The organism is Microbacterium sp. EST19A (genome assembly GCF_019969685.1).
Classification (GTDB): domain Bacteria; phylum Actinomycetota; class Actinomycetes; order Actinomycetales; family Microbacteriaceae; genus Microbacterium.
Genome location: NZ_JAHXYZ010000001.1, coordinates 1,705,357 through 1,721,530, shown reverse-complemented (window position 1 = coordinate 1,721,530; position 16,174 = coordinate 1,705,357). Strand labels below are relative to the sequence as shown.

Here is a 16,174-nt window from a genome sequence, read left to right as displayed (position 1 = left end):
TTCACAACCTCACCGCATCGTGCAGTATCGCCGCATCGTGTTCCGGATTCAGAGCGGCCGCGCTCACGACGGACACGGGTACCCCCAGCAGCATCTCCATATCGATCTCGAACTGAGCGATATCGAACATCGTCGCTTCCGCGCGCGGAGTGACCAGCAGGTCCACGTCGCTCAGCTCGGTCTGCTCCCCTCGAGCGACGGAGCCGTAGACCTGCACGTCTTCGAGGTGGGATGCTGCGGCCAAGCGTTCGATGAGAGGCCTGAGAGAACGCAACCGGTCGAGTCCGATCACCGTCGGGCTCGCCTTCGTGAGCGCGCGATAGCGATCGAAGGGGAGGAGGGCGGCTTCCGGCCGACGGTGGGATCCGATGATCACCGGCGCGACCGATCCGTCACGGAACGTCGCGATGATGCGTGAGAGGCCGGCTCGCGCATCCGAGACTGAAGTCACTTCCATCGCCACTCCTCAAATCTGTACTGATTATTGTACAGAAATGAGGCCGCGACCGAGAGCTCTGATCGTCGGGCGCGCGGATCGCTGGGCTCAGCGAGACGACCAGCCGGCGTCCCGCAACCGCTCGAACGCGTCCAGCAGCAGGTCCAGCGTGAAGGCGAACTCGAAGTCCTCGTCGCAGCGCCCGGCCGTGACATCGTCTCCGTCCGACGAGGCGAGCGCGATCGTGAGGATGTGCGGGTAGACCGCGCGCACCTGCTCGATCATCTGCGCGCGGAGGGCGGGATCATCGGGCACCGGCAGCGCGTCGTCGTCTTCGAAGGCCTCGGGGCTGAACCCCCAGATGCGGTGGCCGAGGGCGTGCATCGCGTGGTGGGTCAGGTCGGCACTGAATCCGCCCTCAAGGAAGAGTCCCGTCATGTCGTTCATGTACTCGAGCACCGCGGGCGTCCGGGTGCGTCGAGTCTCGATGACCGCGCGCGCCCACTGGTGCCGTGACAGCACGGAGCGCGCCGAGAGGATGCGCGTCCGCAGGGCGTCGCGCCACGGCTCCCCGGTGCCGGCAGGGTCGTACTCGGCGATCAGCAGGTCGATCATCCCGCTGAGCAGATCCTCCTTGTCGGCGACGTGCTTGTAGAGCGCCATGGGCACGACGCCGAGCTCGGCGGCGACGTTCCTCATGCTGACCGCGTCGATCCCGCTCATGTCGGCGAGATCGACAGCGGCACGGAGCACGCGCTCACGCGACACCCGGGTGCGCGGTACGGCAGGCATGCCCCTCCTTCTGCGGTCGCATAGTCGTTGACGGGTTTACACCGTACACCTATGCTCGAAGGCCAGAAGGTATACACCGTACACCTCACGTCGAAGTCAGGATGCTGCCATGAACCCGTCCCGTCGCACCGCCCTGCTCGCCGGCATCCTGTATCTGCTGACCGTCGCGACCTCGATTCCTGCGCTCGCGCTCAAGGAACCCGTCCTCACCGATCCCGCCCTTCTCGACGCGGGAGGCGGTCCGGCATTGAGCGCGGCGGCGGCGCTCGAGGTCGTCATGGCCGTGGCCTGCGTCGGCACAGCCGTCGTGCTGTATCCCGTGCTGCGGCGCGTGAGCGATGGAGCCGCCCTGGGCTTCGTCGCTGCGCGCATCGTCGAAGCCGGCCTGGTGATGGCCGGAGTGATCGGGATGCTGTCGCTCACGGCCCTGCCCACCGAGGAGCGGACCGGCACCCTCGCCGACGTGCTCCGCGCCGTGCACGACAGCGCCTTCCTGTTCGGGCCGGGACTCATCCCCGCGGTGAACGGCCTGCTGCTCGGGTACGTGCTGCTCCGCGCCCGTCTGGTCCCCCGCGTGCTGCCGGTATTGGCGTTCATCGGCGCCCCGCTGCTGGTCACCTCGGCCGGTGCGACACTGTTCGGCGCAGTGGATCAGGTGTCCGGACTCGCCGGTGCCGCGGCCCTGCCGATCGCCGCGTGGGAGATCGGACTCGGGCTGTGGCTCACCTTTCGCGGGTTCCCGCGCGATGTTCCGGAATACGATCTCGCGACTCGGTGAGCGCGGGCGTTGCTCGCCTTGGCCGGCTCCTAACCTCAGCCCATGGCATTCACGACACGTGCAGGAAGGACCGTGGCGATCGGAACGGGAGCGATGACGACTGCCATCGTCTTGAGCGTCTTTTCACTGCTCCTCCTCCTCATCCCCTTCGCCGTTGCCGTGGCTCTGCTCGCGTGGTTCGTGCTGCCCGATGCACGGCCCCTCGTAGAGGAATCCCTCCCCGCCGGACTGACGTTCGCGATCAGCGCCCTCGGCGCACAGATCGTGCTGCGGGCAGGAATGGTCACGTGCTGGCTCGCGGCCTTCGTCGGACCGAAGAACCTCGTCCGCGATCACCTGGCTGCGTCGATCGGATCGCGGACAGCTGCCTTCGCCGCATCCGCCGGGGTGCTCAGCCTCGTGCTGATCGTCGTGATGAGGTTTCCTTTCGGGGAGGCGCGCGGCCCGATCATCATCGTCTTGACCGCCTCCCTTCTCACCCTCGATCTCGCGACGCTCCGAGGCGTGCGCAGGATCTCGCGGACGAGTCGATCCGCCGCGTTCTTCTCAGGCATGTCGGAGAAGGAGAAGAAGGTGGCGGACCGGCCATGGCCCGTACGTCAGCGGCCGAGCTTCGCCGACCCGAGCACCATCGAGTCGATCGACGACGCCTGGCGGTACAGCCGCCGAGCGACGGATGCCGCCGAGCTCCACACCTGGATCGGCGCCGGCATCATCGTCATCTTCACCGCGTTCATCGGCTCGTCGATCTCCGCAAGCTGGGAGGAGCCAGGGCCACTCTCGATGATCTCGGTATATGCCGTTCTCGGGTTCGCCGCCCTCGGCTTCTGGATCCAGCGACGTGCTCGAAGCTATCGATCGCTCGCGAACGAGTTCTCGGTACGCGCCCGGGTCCTGGAGGCCCGGCGAGAGGCAGCCAGCCGGATCGATCAGAAGCCTCAGCGCTCAGCTTCGGGATTGTGGAATCGCCTGCGACGGCGGTTCTTCCGGCGACGCGGCTGAGACCGGCATCCGCAGCAGCAACGGCATCCGCGCGGTCCGCGGCCGCCGTTGGCGGCATCCGCGTACGCCTCGCAAGGAGATGTGCGCTTCCGAAGGACGGAATCACGGATTTCGTCCTTCCGGAGCGCACATGCCCTCCTCGGATGCCGTTCAGCGCGGGCCGCGCCGACCGATCCCCGCGAACGCGGAGTGCAGGAGCGGCAGGGCCGAGACGCAGATCAGCGTGATACCGAGCGGCGGCAGCGGAGCCACGAGCAGCGCGCCACCGACGAGCATCGCGGCGAAGAGCACTCCCGAGGCGATGCGGCGGGCGATGCCCTCGAGGCGGTCGAGGCGGCGCTCCAGGCGCGAGGTGTCGAACGACACGTTGCCGTCGTCGATGCGCGTGATGATGTCGTCGATGCGCTTCGGCAGGCGCATCGTGATGGCCGCGGTCTCCATGGCCTGCTTCGCCATGTCCTGGATGAGGTTGCCCGACTCGTCGCGCAGCAGGCGCCCGGCGTAGGGCTCGGCAGCATCCCACACGTTGAAGGACGGGTCGAGGCCGCTGCACATGCCTGAGGTCAGCGACACGGCGCGGATCAGCAGCAGCATGTTCTCGGGCAGCTGGAGCGGCAGCGAGCGCACCATGTCGCCGAATTCGTCGGCGAAGTCCTTGAACTCGCGCGGATCGACCTTGCTCAGCTCGGCGAAGCCCATGCCGCCGAACCGTCCGAACAGCGCGGTGAGCGCACGCTCGAGCTCATTGGTGTCGGCGGAGGGCAGCAGCACGCCGATCTCCTTCGCCGCAGCCACGAGCCCCCGGCTGTCGCGCCCGGCGACCGCGATGAGGAGAGTGCGGAGGCCGTTGCGCAGACTGTCCGGAACGTCGGCCATCATCCCGAAGTCGATGAAGGTGAGGCGGAAGTTCACCCCGACGGCATCCGGCGTCGCGTTCGGGACGGGCGTCACGAAGATGTTCCCGGGATGCGGATCGGCGTGCACGAAGCTGTGCGTGAAGACCTGGTCGAACATGACCTCGGCGAACACGGCCGCGACCTCGGACGGATCGATGCCCGCGGCACGGAGCGCGTCCGTGTCGTTGATCTTGATCGCGGTGACGTCCGACAGGGTCAGCACGCGGCGGGTCGACCGCTCCCAGACGATCTCGGGAGCGTCGACGCGCGGGTCGTCGACGAAGTTCTCACGGAACCGCTCGGCGCTCGCGGCCTCGTGCAGGTAGTCGATCTCCTCGAGGCTCGTGTGCGCGAACTCCTCGACGAGCGCGGGTGCGTCGACCCGGTCGGCGACGAGCCGCACCCGCGTCAGCCACCTGCCGACCCGGCGGAGCGCCGCGAGGTCGACGGCGACGATCTCATCGATCCCCGGACGCTGCACCTTCACGACGACGTTCTCGAGGCCCGTGTCGGACGCGTCGATCTCCGAGAGCCGGGCGCGATGCGCCTGCCCGAGGGATGCCGCGGCCACCGGAGTCTCATCGAACCAGGCGTAGGCCTGCGACAGCGGCATCCCCAGCTCGGCCTCGGCGACGACGCGGAGGTCGGCGAAGGGCACCGCGGGCACCTCGTCCTGCAACCCCTCGAGCTCTGCCGTGATCTCGGGCGGCAGCACGTCGAGGCGCGACGACATGAACTGGCCGACCTTGATCATGAGGCCGCCCAGTTCGATCGCCAGTACATGGAACCGGCGAGCGAACTTCTGCATGCGCGGACCGCGCGTGCGCTCCGCGATGGACGTCATCCCGAAGCGCGGCAGGACGAGCTCGAACCACCAGATCTTGACGAACTCGCGCGCCGCGAACGACAGGATGCGGCGATAGCGGGCTCGGTGGACGCCTTGTGCCGCAGCATCCGTCATCGGTGGGTCTCCTTCTTCACCCCGGCGTCAGTCCTGGGCGAGGATCGAGTAGAGCTTACGGCGCGCGTCGTCGAGGATGTCGATGGCGCTCTGCACCTGCTCGGGCGAACCGCTCCGGCCGACCGCTGCTGCGGCGCTGGCGAGGTCGACGCCGGCCTTGGGCAGGGCGGTGAAGCGCGGGTCGTTGCGGTGCCCGTCCTTGCCGGCGGTCGGCTCCCACGGAGCCTTCGACTCCGACGACTCGGCGGCCACGGCGCGTCCCGCCTCGGTGAGCGAGTAGGTCTTGCGACCGTTCTGCTCCTCGGCGGAGATGAGGCCCTCGTCGGCCAGCAGCTGCAGGGTCGGGTAGACCGATCCGGCGCTGGGCTTCCACGATCCGCCGCTGCGCTCGGCGATCTCGTTGATGATCTGGTACCCGTGCATCGGCGCCTCGGCGAGCAGCGAGAGAACCGCGGTGCGGACGTCGCCGCGAGCCATGCGCGAGCCGCCGGACGGACGCTGCTCGAAGGACTTGCGGAGCTGGTCCATGGCATCGAAGAGCGCGCCGGCGGGGCCGTTCGCGCCACCGAGGCCGCCGGTGCCGAAGATGTTGCCGAGCGGGTTGTCGGCGTTGCTGCTGCCGGATCCGCCGAAGGGGAATGAGTTGTTCATGATGACCTCCTGGGTCTGCGGTGAACGATAGTCAACGATATATCGTTCAGCCTGGAGGTTGGGTGGGAATTCGCGCAGCACACGCCCGGAGGAAAGGCAATCCCCGTGAAGCTCACAGCCGCAGATGATGCACTCGTGGAGATGTCTCCCTCTGCTGAAGTCCGCCCGCCGTCCGTCCGGGTGAGTGTCGTCGTGCCCGTGTTCAATCCGGGCCCCAGTTTCGACGACCTCATCGCCTCTCTCGAGCGGCAGAGTCTCGATGCATCGCAGTTCGAGGTGCTCCTCTGCGACGACGGCTCCGACGCGCCCACGCAGCAGCGCCTCGAGCAGGTGGCCCGCGCGCATCCGAACGTGCGGGTGCTCGCGCTTCCGCACTCCGGGTGGCCGGGCACGCCGCGAAACGAAGGCGTCGCCGCCGCGCGGGGAGACTACGTGCAGTTCGTCGACCAGGACGACTACCTGTTCGACACCGCTCTCGAGAAGCTCGTCGAGTATGCCGACGCGCACGCATCCGACGTCGTCGTCGGACGGGAGGTCGGGATCGGGCGCCCGCTGCCGTCGCGCATCTTCCGCAAGGACATCCCCGACGCGAAGCTCGGCGAGGATCCCCTGCTCGAGATGCTCACGCCGCACAAGCTCTTCCGCACCGCGTTCCTCCGCGAGAACGGCATCCGCTTCCCCGACGGCCGGGTCCGGCTGGAGGATCACCTCTACGTGATGCAGGCGTACTTCGCGGCCCGCACCATCTCGATCCTGGCGAGCGTGCCCTGCTACGCCTGGGTCAAGCATCCCGGCAGCGCGAGCTCGTCGCGCATCGATCCGGAGAGCTATTTCCCGCACCTCGAAGCGGTGCTCGACATCGTCGAGGAGAACACCGAGACCGGCAGGATGCGGGACCGTCTGCTGCGGCACTGGCTTCGCGGCAAGATCCTGAAGCGACTGAGCGGAAAGCGGATGCTGCGCTATCCGGCCGAGTACCGGACGCGCCTGCTCGACGTGGTGACGCCGCTGGTGGAGACACGGTTCGGCCCGGGCGTCGATGCCGGGCTGGCGTTCCCGCAGCGCATCCGCGTGGCGCTGCTCCGCGCCGGGCGGCGTGACGACCTCGTGCGGTTCGCCGAGTTCGAGGCGGGGTTGAAGGCCCGGGTCGCGGTGACTTCTGCGGAGTGGTCGCGCGGCGGCGGGCTGCATCTCGCGATCAAGACCGCCGTGACGCAGGGCGGCCGGGAGGCCCTCGTGTTCGACGACGAGACGGGGCGCCTCTCCTCGCTGCCTCTGGAGTCGCTCGACGAGTTGCCGCCCGCGGTGCTGGTCGCCGGTCGCGAGCTGCGCAACGACAGGATCGAGGTGTTCCTGGAGGGCGAGAAGCCCGGGACCGAGCGGCGCATCGTGAACGAGAAGCTGCGCGACGGCGGCACGGTCCGCGTGGCCATCGACCCCCTCAAGGTGTTCGGTGGCGAGGGCGCACCCTCGGCGCTGCGATTGACGGCGAAGGTGCGTCGGGCGGGATGGACCTTCGCGGTCCCCGTGACGGCGGATGCCGGTGCGCTCGCGCGCGCCGGGGCGTCTCCGCTGCTCGCGGGAAGCGCGGTCACGATCACCGCCGCCGATGGAGGTGCGGTCGAGGTGCGTCGATCGGGCTCGGGGCGGCTGCGCGACCTCGCCGGCAAGTCCGTGCGCCGGATGCGGCAGCTCGCTCGCGGGTAGCGCCGGCCTGGCGTCAATTCCGAGGCAGGGTCAGGATCTCGGCGCCGTCCGCGGTGATCGCGATGGTGTGCTCGGTGTGGGCGGTGCGGCATCCGGTGGCGCTGCGGAGGGTCCACCCGTCGGCATCCGTCACGAGCTCGTCAGTGTCGGCCATGATCCACGGTTCGAGGGCGAGGAGCAGGCCAGGGCGGAGCTTGTAGCCGCGACCGGGTCGGCCGTCGTTCGCGACGTGCGGATCCTGGTGCATGGTCGAGCCGATGCCGTGACCGCCGAACTCGAGGTTGATCGGGTAGCCCGCAGCGCTCAGCACCGTGCCGATCGCGTCGGAGATGTCGCCGATGCGCGCACCGGGCCGGGCGGCGGCTATGGCGGCGGCGAGCGCGCGCTCGGTCGTGTCGATCATCGCCTCGTCGCGCGGATCGCGGGCCGTGCCCACGATGAAGCTGATCGCGGCGTCGGCCGAGATCCCGCGCAGCGTGACGGCCAGGTCGAGGGTGAGGAGGTCGCCGTCGGCGAGGGCGTAGTCGTGCGGCATGCCGTGCAGGACGGCGTCATTCACGGCCGTGCAGACATAGTGGCCGAAGGGTCCGCGGCCGAAGGACGGCGCGTAGTCGACGTAGCAGGAGACGGCTCCGGCATCTTCGATGAGCTGCTTCGTCCAGCGGTCGAGGTCGAGCAGGTTCACGCCCACGACGGCGCGCTTCTTCAGTGCCTGCAGGATGTCGCCGACGAGCGCGCCGGCGTCTCTCGCACGGGCCAGCTCGGCGTCGTTCAGGATCTCGATCATGTCTTCTTTCGGAGCTTTCGTCGGGAATGCCGATAACTATCCCGGTAATACTATCCCGGGATTAGTATGGGCATCATGATGGTCCGGATGCCGCTCACCCCCGCCGAGGTCGAACGCGGCGAACGCCTCGGCGCCCTGCTGCGACGAGCGCGCGGCGAGCGGTCGATGCTGGCCGTTGCGCTGGACGCCGGCGTCTCTCCGGAGACGCTGCGCAAGATCGAGTCCGGCCGCGTCGCGACGCCCGCGTTCTCGACGATCGCCGCGATCGCCGACGTGCTCGGCATCTCGCTCGACGCCGTGTGGGCCGAGATCGGGGCGGATGCTGCGTCGCGCACGACCGGCCGGCGCATCGCGTCGTAGGGACTATTTCGCGAGAGCCGGCTCACTCGCCTCATCGCGCAGGAGGCTCGGTACCTTCGCATCGATCAGCAGGTACACGAGAGCGAGCACCGCGGCGAGCGCGAGCACCAAGACGGCGTTCACGAGTGGGGAACCGAGGCCGATCTTCGTGACGTCGAGGAACGGATAGGGGTACCAGAGCGAGAACTGGCCCTGGATGAAGATGTAGATCAGCCAGAGGACAGGCAGGATGAACGCCCCGGCGATGGTTCTGGCTGTGAACCGATGGCGCGGACCGAAGAGCAGCCAGCCCAACACCATCGCCCATGGTGATACGTAGTGGAACCCGATCGTCGCCACGAGCGCCCAGCCGGTGAGGTGCACCATCGGCGCCAGGATGATCGCGTAGACGAGCCCGGTGATGGTGATCGCCAGGAGGGCGTTGAGTCGCGCGACCTCCCACCATGGCCCCCCCCGCAGCGGGTTCGCGACGAGGAGCAGGCAGACGATCATCACGACGATGTTGCTCTCGATGGTGAAGAAGCTGAACAGCCTCCACAGTCGGATGCCGATGCTCAGCGAGTCTCCGCTCTCGCCGGAGTTCGCATCCGCACCGCCGGTGAAGAGCAGGGCGATCTGGATGATGAGCGAGCCGAGGATGATGGCCGCGATCGCGCCGTACCACCATCGAGCGGCGGTCTGCAGAGCCGTGTTCTCGCGCTGTGTCATGCCGATATTCTGGCGCAGACGAGGTGCGCTACGACAGAACTGCTCGCAGCACGGGCTCCGCATCCGTGTCGACGACCACGATGCGGCCCGCAGGGAGATCGTCGAGTTCGTCGGGAGACACGAGTACGACCGGCACCCGCACGCCGTAGATCTCGGCCGCCACCAGAGCGCCCGTCACGACGATCGCGTCCCGCGTCTCCAGCAGTAGCGCCGCAGGGGCGACACCCGCGCGGATGAGTTCGGCGAGCACACTCGAGGACGAGCTCGAGCCGCGACCCGCACTCATCGCGAGCACCGCACCCGCGACACTCGCCCCGCGATCGGGGTGATGCCCGTCGATGATGGAGCCGTCCGGGCCGACCCCGCCCCAGAACGAGAGAGGGGCGCGCAGCCGCTGCAGCGGACCCGTCCCGTGTCCCTCCAGGAGCACCTCGCTCATGAGGCCGACCCCTCGAGCACGACGCGTCCGGCTCGAGCCGAGGCGACGCATTCGCGCATCGAGCCGAGCAGCACGTCGACCCCGATGTTCGCGGGCGCGTAGTGCGCCCACTTGCCGGAGTTCGTCATGACGCGTCGCACCCGCGGCGACAGCATGGCCGTGACGTAGGTGCAGGTGTCGACGACGATCCGCACCCCGGCGTCGCGCATCGCCTGGGCCGCACCGTTCTGCTCGGCGAGGGCGAGCTGTGCACGGCTGGTCGAGACGAAGAAGTCGACGTCCGGATGCAGGGGCGTGCCGTCGCGCAGCAGGTCGGCGAGCAACGTGAGCTCGTCGATCGATGCATGCGGAGTGCCGATGCTCACCGCGTCGATGGTGCCGGTCCCGAAAGTCGACAGCTCGCGCCGCGCGGCATCCAGCATGTCGGTCGTCAGCACGTGCGTCTCGTCGGCCGCACCGCCCTGGAGGGCTGCCCGCAGGGTGGGCGCCTCGGGCGTCCTGCCGACGACATGGAAGAGACCGACGCCGCCGGCGGATGCCGCGGCGGCGCCGAGCGCCTTGAGCTGATCCTCCGTCGCGTCGACGCGCAGGCCAAGGAAGACCGGGTTGCGCGTGCCGCTGAGACCGCCGGCGAGATAGCCGAGCGTCGGCCAGAACGTCTCCGCGTCGATCACCGCCGCCGGCAGCGCGGTGCAGTCGACGATCACCTGCCCTCGTCGCGCGGATGTCGCCTGCAGCCCCGAATACGGCGCGCGACCGGTGATCGCGGCCGCGATGTCGAGGAAGTCACCGTACCGGTCGGTGCGCGCCCCGAGCACGCTGTTGGCGAAGACGATCGCGTTCGACTCGGCCCAGGCGACGTGCTCCCCCAACCCCGGCCTGCTCGGCAGCTGATACGGCGCGCACGTCCAGCTGGCGGAGCATCCCATCGCCAGATAAGCCGACATCAGCTCGCGCCCGCCCTGCGCGACGGCACGCTGCTCGTCGGAGTCGGTGCGGACGTAGTGCGGATGCAGCAGATCCATCGAGCCGACGTTGAGCGTGGTGGGAATGCGCACCTTCGCCCCCAGCTCGACGAGCCGGTTCGCGAAGTCGAGGCTGACCTGCCCGTGGAACAGCGCCGAATCGACGTGCGCCGACGTCACCTCGACGAGACGCGGCGCCTGCAGGGTCTTCGCGAGCTGCACGACGACGCGCATCGCGAGCGCGACGGCCTCGCCGTCGACGCCCGCGAGCATCGACTCCTCGTCGGGGGTGAGCTCCAGCGTGGTCGTCTCCGTCATGCCGCGTCGTAGTCGGTGGCCGCCACGAGCCGCTGCGTGTATTCGTGCTGCGGATCGTCGAGGACGGATGCCGTGGCACCCCGCTCCACGATCTCACCTCTGAGCATCACCACGACGTTCTCGGTCACCTGCCGCACCACGCCGAGGTCGTGCGTGATGAAGAGGAGCGAGGTGCCGAGCTCCTCGTTCGCCGATCGGAGGACGGCGAGGATCTGCGCCTGCACGCTGACGTCGAGGGAGGCGACGGGTTCGTCGCACACGATGAGGTCGGGGTTCACCGCCAGCGCGCGGGCGATCGCGACCCGCTGGCGTTCGCCGCCGGACAGCGCCCGCGGACGCCGCGACGCGTACGACGCCGGCAGCCGCACCAGCTCCAGCAGCTCGGCCACCGTGAGCGAGCGCGAGGAACCGGACTTCGACAGCGCCTCGGTGAGGGCACTGCCGACGCTGTGCGCGGGGTTGAGCGAGGTGTAGGGGTCCTGGAACACGCACTGCACCGCCCGGCGCACGGCATGACGGTCGGCGCGGCTCATGTCGGTGTACGAGGTGGCATCCTTCCCGCCCACGATGATGCGTCCCGACGACGGTGTCTCCAGTCCGAGCACGCAACGGGCGAGAGTCGTCTTTCCCGAACCCGATTCACCGATGATGCCGACGCTCTGTCCGCGTTCGACGACCAACGAGGCGTCGATCACCGCCCGCTGACCGGGACGACGGCGCGTGCCGAACGTCTTGCTCAGCGATTCGATCACGAGCGCGGGGACCGTCGAGCTATCAGCGACGACGAGAGCGGGATTGGTCTGCACGGCGAGCTCTTCGCCGATCCGCTCGTCGGAGAGGACCTCGTCGCGGATCTCCTCGATGCGGATGCAGGCGCTCTCGTGATCGGCGTCGATCTCGCGCAGCGGCGGCGAAGCCGCGAGGCACTCCGGGCTCACCCACCGGCATCGGTTCGAGAACGCGCAGTGACCGACCGTGTCCCTGGCCGGCACGATCGAGCCGGGAATGCTCTCCAGCACAGTCAGCCGCTCACGGCTGCTGGGGATCGATCGCAGCAATCCCTCCGTGTAGGGATGGGCCGACCCCGCACGCAGCGCGTCGCCGCTCGCCTTCTCGAGGATGTTCCCCGCATACATCACCATGACCCGGTCGCTGTAGGTGAAGCCGAGCTGCAGATCGTGCGTGACGAGGATGACCGACATCCCGCGCTCCCGCTGGATACGGCGGATGAGGTCGAGGATCGCTCGCTGCGTCGTCGCGTCGAGCGCGGTGGTCGGCTCGTCGGCGATGAGGATCTCGGGGTCTTGCGCCATCGCGGCGGCGAGCGCGATGCGCTGACGCATGCCGCCGGAGAGCTGGAACGGATAGCGGCCGAGCACGCTGTCGTCGGTGATCTGCACCTCGGCGAGCATCCGCCGCACGGTGTCATCGAGATCGCGTCGACGGCGACGTTCGGGGGGCAGCGACTCGACCAGGTGCGTGCGAATCGTCTGCAGCGGATTGAGGATCGTGAAGGGATCCTGCAGCAGGAGCGCCACGTTCTTGCCGCGGATGCCGGCGACCTCGCGCTCCGGTGAGCCGATCAGCTCGCGTCCGCCCACCCGCACCGATCCGGTCGCGAGCACCCCGGCCGGCAGCAGACCCGCGATGGTCCGCACCGTGATCGACTTGCCGCTCCCGGACTCGCCCACCAGACAGAGCGTCTCGCCGCGGTACAGGGTGAGGTCGGTGCCGAACGTGAGCGGTATGCGCTCGCCGTCGCGCTCGAACGAGAGCGACAGGTCGCGCATCTCGGCGACGACCTCGGGCTGGATCATGGTGGTCATCGTGCTCCTCCGTCCTTCGACACCTTGCCGTACCAGCGGTCGGCCGCGAGAGTGGCCGCGAGACCGACGAGGATCAGTGCGATCGAGGGAGCCAGCGACCCCCAGATGTTGAGCTCGAGGATCGAACGGTTCTCGTTGATCATCAGCCCCCAGTCGGGCACGCCCGGAGGGACGCCAAGGCCGAGGAACGACAGCCCGGACAGGCCGACCAGCGCACCGACGAAGCCGAGGAGCAGGTTGGCGACGACCGTCGGCAGCACGTTCGGCAGCACGTGACGGAACGCGATGACCGGCTCGCTCACATCGAGCGTCCGCGCCGCCTCCACGTACGGAAGGGTGCGCTGCACGAGGGTGACGCTGCGCACGATGCGCGCTTCGATGGGCCAGCCGAAAAGGATGAACATCGCCACGGCGACCCAGTAGCCGCCCGAGAAGACGCCGACCACGACGAGGGTGGTCAACAGCGACGGGAACGCCCACACCAGGTCGGTGATGCGCATCAGGAACCCGTCGAGCGCGCCGCCGCGGAAGCCGGCGATGAGGCCGACGACGGTGCCGAGCAGCGTGGCGCCGATCGCCACCGCGACCGCGCCGATGATCGCGGTCTGGCTGCCGGCGATCAGGCGCGACAGCACGTCGCGTCCGAGGTCGTCGGTGCCGAGCAGGTGAGCGGCGCTGGGCGCGGTCGCGCCGAGCACGATATCCTGCGCGGTCGGATCGAGCGGTGTGATCATGGGCCCGATGGCCGCGCACACCCCGGCGATCACGAGCACGACGATGCACGCGACGGTGACGACGGTGATCCTCGGCCGCCGTGCCCGCTCCTTCGCCATCTGGGTGACGATGCGCTGCGTGGTCATCGCTGACCTCCTGCCATGCGGATGCGGGGATCGACCACCGCGTAGAGGATGTCGACGATGAAGTTGAAGACGAAGACGATCGCGGCGAGCAGGATCGCGATGGCCTGCACCACGGGCATGTCCTTCGACTGGATCGACTCGACGAGCAGCGAGCCGAGTCCGGGTATCGAGAAGATGTTCTCGATGAAGACCACGCCGCCGAGGCTGCCGGCGAGCAGCAGCCCGGTGACCGTGAGCACGGGCAGCATGCTGTTGCGGAAGGTGTACGCGCTGAGCACCCGGATCCGGGACAGCCCTCTGGCACGGGCGAAGGTGACGTAGTCGGCGCTCTCGACTCCGAGAACGCTCGCTCGCATCTGCCGCGCGACCACGGCGAACTGCGCGATGGCGAGGGTGATGGCGGGCAGCAGCAGGTGCCACAGCCGATCGGCGAACCCGTTGCCGGCGCCGAAGACGGGGAAGATGCCGAGGGCGATGCCGAAGACGTAGAGCAGGATCGTGGCGGTCGCATAGACGGGGGCCGCGAGGAAGACGACCGACATCCCGCTGATGAGCGCGTCGGCGGCCTTGCCTTGGCGCAGACCTGCGACCATCCCCAGCGGGACGGCGGTGATGAGCACCAGCACGATCGCCATGAGGGCGAGCGTCGCGGAGATCTCTAGCCGTCCGCCGATGACCGTGGTCACGGGCTGGCGCTCGACGATCGACGAGCCGAAGTCACCCGTGATGGCGCCGGTCACCCAGCGCCAGTACTGCGCGATGAACGGGTCGTTGAGATGGAACTGTTCGCGGATGGCCGCCAGGGTCTCGGGGGTCGCGGGCTGCCCTTGCAGGAGGGTGCGCTCCACCGACCCGGGCGCGAGGTAGAGCAGGGCGAAGACGAGCACTGACACCACGAGCAGCAGCGCGACGGTCTGACCGAGCTTTCTGAGGAGATAGAGGGCCACACTGACTTCCTTCTTCTACGTCGGAACCGGGAGACGACGACGGAGCGGGACGCTGTCGCGCCCCGCTCCCTGCCGTCACGGGGCGACGGTGACGCGGTGGATCCAGTCGGCACCGCGCGGCGCGAAGTCCTCGTAGGCCCAGTCGTTCCCGAGTACGAGCAGCTTGTCCTCGGTGTACAGCGGGATGTAGGGGACATTCTCCGCGAGATCCTGCGAGATCGCGACGATCGCCGCCTTGCGCTCGGCCTCGTCGAGGGTCGACGACAGGATCCCGAGGTTCTCGTCGGCGACGGTGCTCGTGTATCCGGCGGTGTTCGAGTCGGTGAACACGTTGCGCAGCGTCTCCCACGGATCGAGCGACCCGTAGCCGGTGTAGATCAGACGCAGGCCCTGCGGCTGATCGATCTGACCGGTCTCGTCGTAGAACTGCTCCGCCGACACCGAGGTCCCGTTGAGCGTGATGCCGATCTCGGCGAGGTCGGCCTGCAGCACCTGGAAGACCACGCTGTCGTACTCGGCGAAGGTGGCGTCGATGGCGAGGCCGTCGGGGTAGGCCGACTGCGCCAGCTCCTTCTTCGCTGCGTCGACGTCGTTGTCGTAGACCTCGATCTCGTCGGTCAGCTCCGCACCGTCTTCACCGAACATCGCCACGAGCTGCGGGCGCGTCATGATGGCATCGGCGGGGTCTCCGTTGCCCTTGAGCTGCGCGGTGACGAGATCGTCCTTCGACACCGCGTAGGCGATCGCCTTACGCAGGTGGACGTCGTCGAACGGCGCTTCCCGCACATCGAGCGAGAGGTACTCCATGCCCAGGCCCGGGGCGAGGGTCGTCGTCACGGCGTCGCTCGACTCGTATCGCTCGGCGTCGGAGAGGCTGGCTTCGAAGGTGCCGTCGATCTGGCCCTGGGTGAGGGCGATCCGCATCGTCTCGGCATCCGTGATGGTCGTGAAGGTGACGGTGTCGGCGGCGGGTGCTTCACCCCAGTAGCCGTCGTACCGGGTGAGCACCGTGTCTCCGGTCTTGGAGTACGACTCCGGCTGGTACGGGCCGGTGGCCATCGTGAGGGCATCGGGATCGCCGAGGCCCTCACCGGCGTCTTCGGCGAACGCCTGCTGCACGATGAAGCCGTTCGAGGCGATCGCGACCGGGAGGAACAGGGGGTCCACCGTGTTCAGCGTGACGGTGACCTCGTTGTCCCCAGTCGCAGTGGCCTCTTCCATGGCGGTGAAGTTGTAGCTGGTGAGGGATGTGTCCTCGGCCACGCGATTGAGCGAGAAGGCGACGTCCTCGGCGGTGAGGGGGTCGCCGTTCCAGAAGGTGACATCGTCGCGGAGCGTGAAGACATAGGTCGTGTCATCCGGCGTCGTCCACGACTCCGCCAGCCACGGCTCGATCTCACCGGTGCGGCTGGCGTGCACGAGGGTCTCGAGCATCGCCGCCTGCACGGTGTAGGAGACGGCGGAGATGGCCTTGGTGTTGTCCAGGCTCTGCGGCGCGGACACCAGCGCCCAGGTGAGCTCTGCGTCGGCCGTCGACTCCGGCGACGAGCCGGAGCAGCTGGACAGCGCGAGGGCTGCGACGATACCGACCGCAGCGATGGCGGAAGCCCTTCGGGCAGGCATTGAGGTTGTCATGAGCAGACGGTAACACGATTGGGTGTAATACCTCACTCTTTTTTTCGAATCATCCAGACCGTTACAGGGCTGCAATATTCCGTGAGAGGCGCGAAATATTCGACGA

At 68.3% G+C, this 16,174-nt stretch carries 16 protein-coding genes; 4 read left to right on the top strand and 12 right to left on the bottom strand.

Annotated features, from left to right (window positions below):
* Window position 1: 1 nt before the first annotated feature.
* Both LC452_RS08510 and LC452_RS08505 read right to left on the bottom strand, forming a co-directional pair.
* Window positions 2-457, bottom strand: coding sequence for a nucleotidyltransferase domain-containing protein (locus LC452_RS08510; protein ID WP_223624133.1), 456 nt, complete (start codon window positions 455-457; stop codon window positions 2-4).
* Between the two features lie 87 nt (window positions 458-544).
* Entirely contained in the window at window positions 545-1,228 is a 684-nt protein-coding gene (locus tag LC452_RS08505) for a TetR/AcrR family transcriptional regulator (RefSeq protein ID WP_223624131.1), read from the bottom strand.
* A gap of 109 nt (window positions 1,229-1,337) precedes the next feature.
* Here LC452_RS08505 and LC452_RS08500 point away from each other — a divergent pair, with 109 nt between their 5' ends.
* Complete coding sequence (locus LC452_RS08500) at window positions 1,338-2,006, top strand: DUF4386 domain-containing protein (RefSeq protein ID WP_223624129.1); 669 nt, start codon at window positions 1,338-1,340, stop codon at window positions 2,004-2,006.
* A gap of 42 nt (window positions 2,007-2,048) precedes the next feature.
* Window positions 2,049-3,008 carry a hypothetical protein gene (locus LC452_RS08495; protein ID WP_223624127.1) on the top strand — a complete coding sequence of 320 codons (960 nt, stop codon included), beginning with the start codon at window positions 2,049-2,051 and terminating at the stop codon, window positions 3,006-3,008.
* A gap of 150 nt (window positions 3,009-3,158) precedes the next feature.
* Here the strand turns inward: LC452_RS08495 and LC452_RS08490 are convergent, their stop codons facing one another.
* Both LC452_RS08490 and LC452_RS08485 read right to left on the bottom strand, forming a co-directional pair.
* On the bottom strand, window positions 3,159-4,865 hold the full coding sequence (locus tag LC452_RS08490) for an AarF/ABC1/UbiB kinase family protein (RefSeq protein WP_223624125.1): 1,707 nt from the start codon (window positions 4,863-4,865) through the stop codon (window positions 3,159-3,161).
* Between the two features lie 27 nt (window positions 4,866-4,892).
* Window positions 4,893-5,516 carry a PadR family transcriptional regulator gene (locus LC452_RS08485; protein WP_223624123.1) on the bottom strand — a complete coding sequence of 208 codons (624 nt, stop codon included), beginning with the start codon at window positions 5,514-5,516 and terminating at the stop codon, window positions 4,893-4,895.
* A gap of 141 nt (window positions 5,517-5,657) precedes the next feature.
* On the opposite strand from LC452_RS08485, the gene LC452_RS08480 reads away from it, so the two are divergent.
* Window positions 5,658-7,223, top strand: coding sequence for a glycosyltransferase family A protein (locus LC452_RS08480; protein ID WP_223624120.1), 1,566 nt, complete (start codon window positions 5,658-5,660; stop codon window positions 7,221-7,223).
* A gap of 13 nt (window positions 7,224-7,236) precedes the next feature.
* Here the strand turns inward: LC452_RS08480 and map are convergent, their stop codons facing one another.
* Entirely contained in the window at window positions 7,237-8,010 is a 774-nt protein-coding gene (gene map / locus LC452_RS08475; protein WP_223624118.1) for a type I methionyl aminopeptidase, read from the bottom strand.
* Between the two features lie 78 nt (window positions 8,011-8,088).
* On the opposite strand from map, the gene LC452_RS08470 reads away from it, so the two are divergent.
* On the top strand, window positions 8,089-8,370 hold the full coding sequence (locus LC452_RS08470; RefSeq protein WP_223624722.1) for a helix-turn-helix domain-containing protein: 282 nt from the start codon (window positions 8,089-8,091) through the stop codon (window positions 8,368-8,370).
* 3 nt (window positions 8,371-8,373) lie between these two features.
* Here LC452_RS08470 and LC452_RS08465 read toward each other — a convergent pair whose 3' ends face one another.
* The 7 genes from LC452_RS08465 to LC452_RS08435 all read right to left on the bottom strand — a co-directional run bounded on the left by LC452_RS08465 (window position 8,374) and on the right by LC452_RS08435 (window position 16,068).
* On the bottom strand, window positions 8,374-9,078 hold the full coding sequence (locus LC452_RS08465) for a Pr6Pr family membrane protein (RefSeq protein WP_223624116.1): 705 nt from the start codon (window positions 9,076-9,078) through the stop codon (window positions 8,374-8,376).
* Between the two features lie 28 nt (window positions 9,079-9,106).
* Complete coding sequence (locus LC452_RS08460; protein ID WP_223624114.1) at window positions 9,107-9,517, bottom strand: aconitase X swivel domain-containing protein; 411 nt, start codon at window positions 9,515-9,517, stop codon at window positions 9,107-9,109.
* Entirely contained in the window at window positions 9,514-10,800 is a 1,287-nt protein-coding gene (locus tag LC452_RS08455; RefSeq protein WP_223624112.1) for an aconitase X catalytic domain-containing protein, read from the bottom strand. Before LC452_RS08455 ends, LC452_RS08460 begins: the two co-directional genes overlap by 4 nt.
* Window positions 10,797-12,626 carry an ABC transporter ATP-binding protein gene (locus tag LC452_RS08450; protein ID WP_223624111.1) on the bottom strand — a complete coding sequence of 610 codons (1,830 nt, stop codon included), beginning with the start codon at window positions 12,624-12,626 and terminating at the stop codon, window positions 10,797-10,799. The genes LC452_RS08455 and LC452_RS08450 overlap by 4 nt, the downstream gene beginning before the upstream one ends.
* Window positions 12,623-13,486, bottom strand: a complete 864-nt coding sequence (locus LC452_RS08445) for an ABC transporter permease (RefSeq protein ID WP_223624109.1) — start codon at window positions 13,484-13,486, stop codon at window positions 12,623-12,625. Before LC452_RS08445 ends, LC452_RS08450 begins: the two co-directional genes overlap by 4 nt.
* Complete coding sequence (locus LC452_RS08440) at window positions 13,483-14,433, bottom strand: ABC transporter permease (protein WP_223624107.1); 951 nt, start codon at window positions 14,431-14,433, stop codon at window positions 13,483-13,485. Before LC452_RS08440 ends, LC452_RS08445 begins: the two co-directional genes overlap by 4 nt.
* A gap of 75 nt (window positions 14,434-14,508) precedes the next feature.
* Window positions 14,509-16,068, bottom strand: a complete 1,560-nt coding sequence (locus tag LC452_RS08435; RefSeq protein WP_223624105.1) for an ABC transporter substrate-binding protein — start codon at window positions 16,066-16,068, stop codon at window positions 14,509-14,511.
* Window positions 16,069-16,174: the final 106 nt, after the last annotated feature.

Bases quoted from the DNA above. Each gene is read 5' to 3' on its own strand.
- LC452_RS08510 (WP_223624133.1), bottom strand. From the start codon at position 457: ATGGAAGTGACTTCAGTCTCGGATGCGCGAGCCGGCCTCTCACGCATC.
- LC452_RS08505 (WP_223624131.1), bottom strand. From the start codon at position 1,228: ATGCCTGCCGTACCGCGCACCCGGGTGTCGCGTGAGCGCGTGCTCCGT.
- LC452_RS08500 (WP_223624129.1), top strand. From the start codon at position 1,338: ATGAACCCGTCCCGTCGCACCGCCCTGCTCGCCGGCATCCTGTATCTG.
- LC452_RS08495 (WP_223624127.1), top strand. From the start codon at position 2,049: ATGGCATTCACGACACGTGCAGGAAGGACCGTGGCGATCGGAACGGGA.
- LC452_RS08490 (WP_223624125.1), bottom strand. From the start codon at position 4,865: ATGACGGATGCTGCGGCACAAGGCGTCCACCGAGCCCGCTATCGCCGC.
- LC452_RS08485 (WP_223624123.1), bottom strand. From the start codon at position 5,516: ATGAACAACTCATTCCCCTTCGGCGGATCCGGCAGCAGCAACGCCGAC.
- LC452_RS08480 (WP_223624120.1), top strand. From the start codon at position 5,658: ATGTCTCCCTCTGCTGAAGTCCGCCCGCCGTCCGTCCGGGTGAGTGTC.
- map (WP_223624118.1), bottom strand. From the start codon at position 8,010: ATGATCGAGATCCTGAACGACGCCGAGCTGGCCCGTGCGAGAGACGCC.
- LC452_RS08470 (WP_223624722.1), top strand. From the start codon at position 8,089: ATGGTCCGGATGCCGCTCACCCCCGCCGAGGTCGAACGCGGCGAACGC.
- LC452_RS08465 (WP_223624116.1), bottom strand. From the start codon at position 9,078: ATGACACAGCGCGAGAACACGGCTCTGCAGACCGCCGCTCGATGGTGG.
- LC452_RS08460 (WP_223624114.1), bottom strand. From the start codon at position 9,517: ATGAGCGAGGTGCTCCTGGAGGGACACGGGACGGGTCCGCTGCAGCGG.
- LC452_RS08455 (WP_223624112.1), bottom strand. From the start codon at position 10,800: ATGACGGAGACGACCACGCTGGAGCTCACCCCCGACGAGGAGTCGATG.
- LC452_RS08450 (WP_223624111.1), bottom strand. From the start codon at position 12,626: ATGACCACCATGATCCAGCCCGAGGTCGTCGCCGAGATGCGCGACCTG.
- LC452_RS08445 (WP_223624109.1), bottom strand. From the start codon at position 13,486: ATGACCACGCAGCGCATCGTCACCCAGATGGCGAAGGAGCGGGCACGG.
- LC452_RS08435 (WP_223624105.1), bottom strand. From the start codon at position 16,068: ATGACAACCTCAATGCCTGCCCGAAGGGCTTCCGCCATCGCTGCGGTC.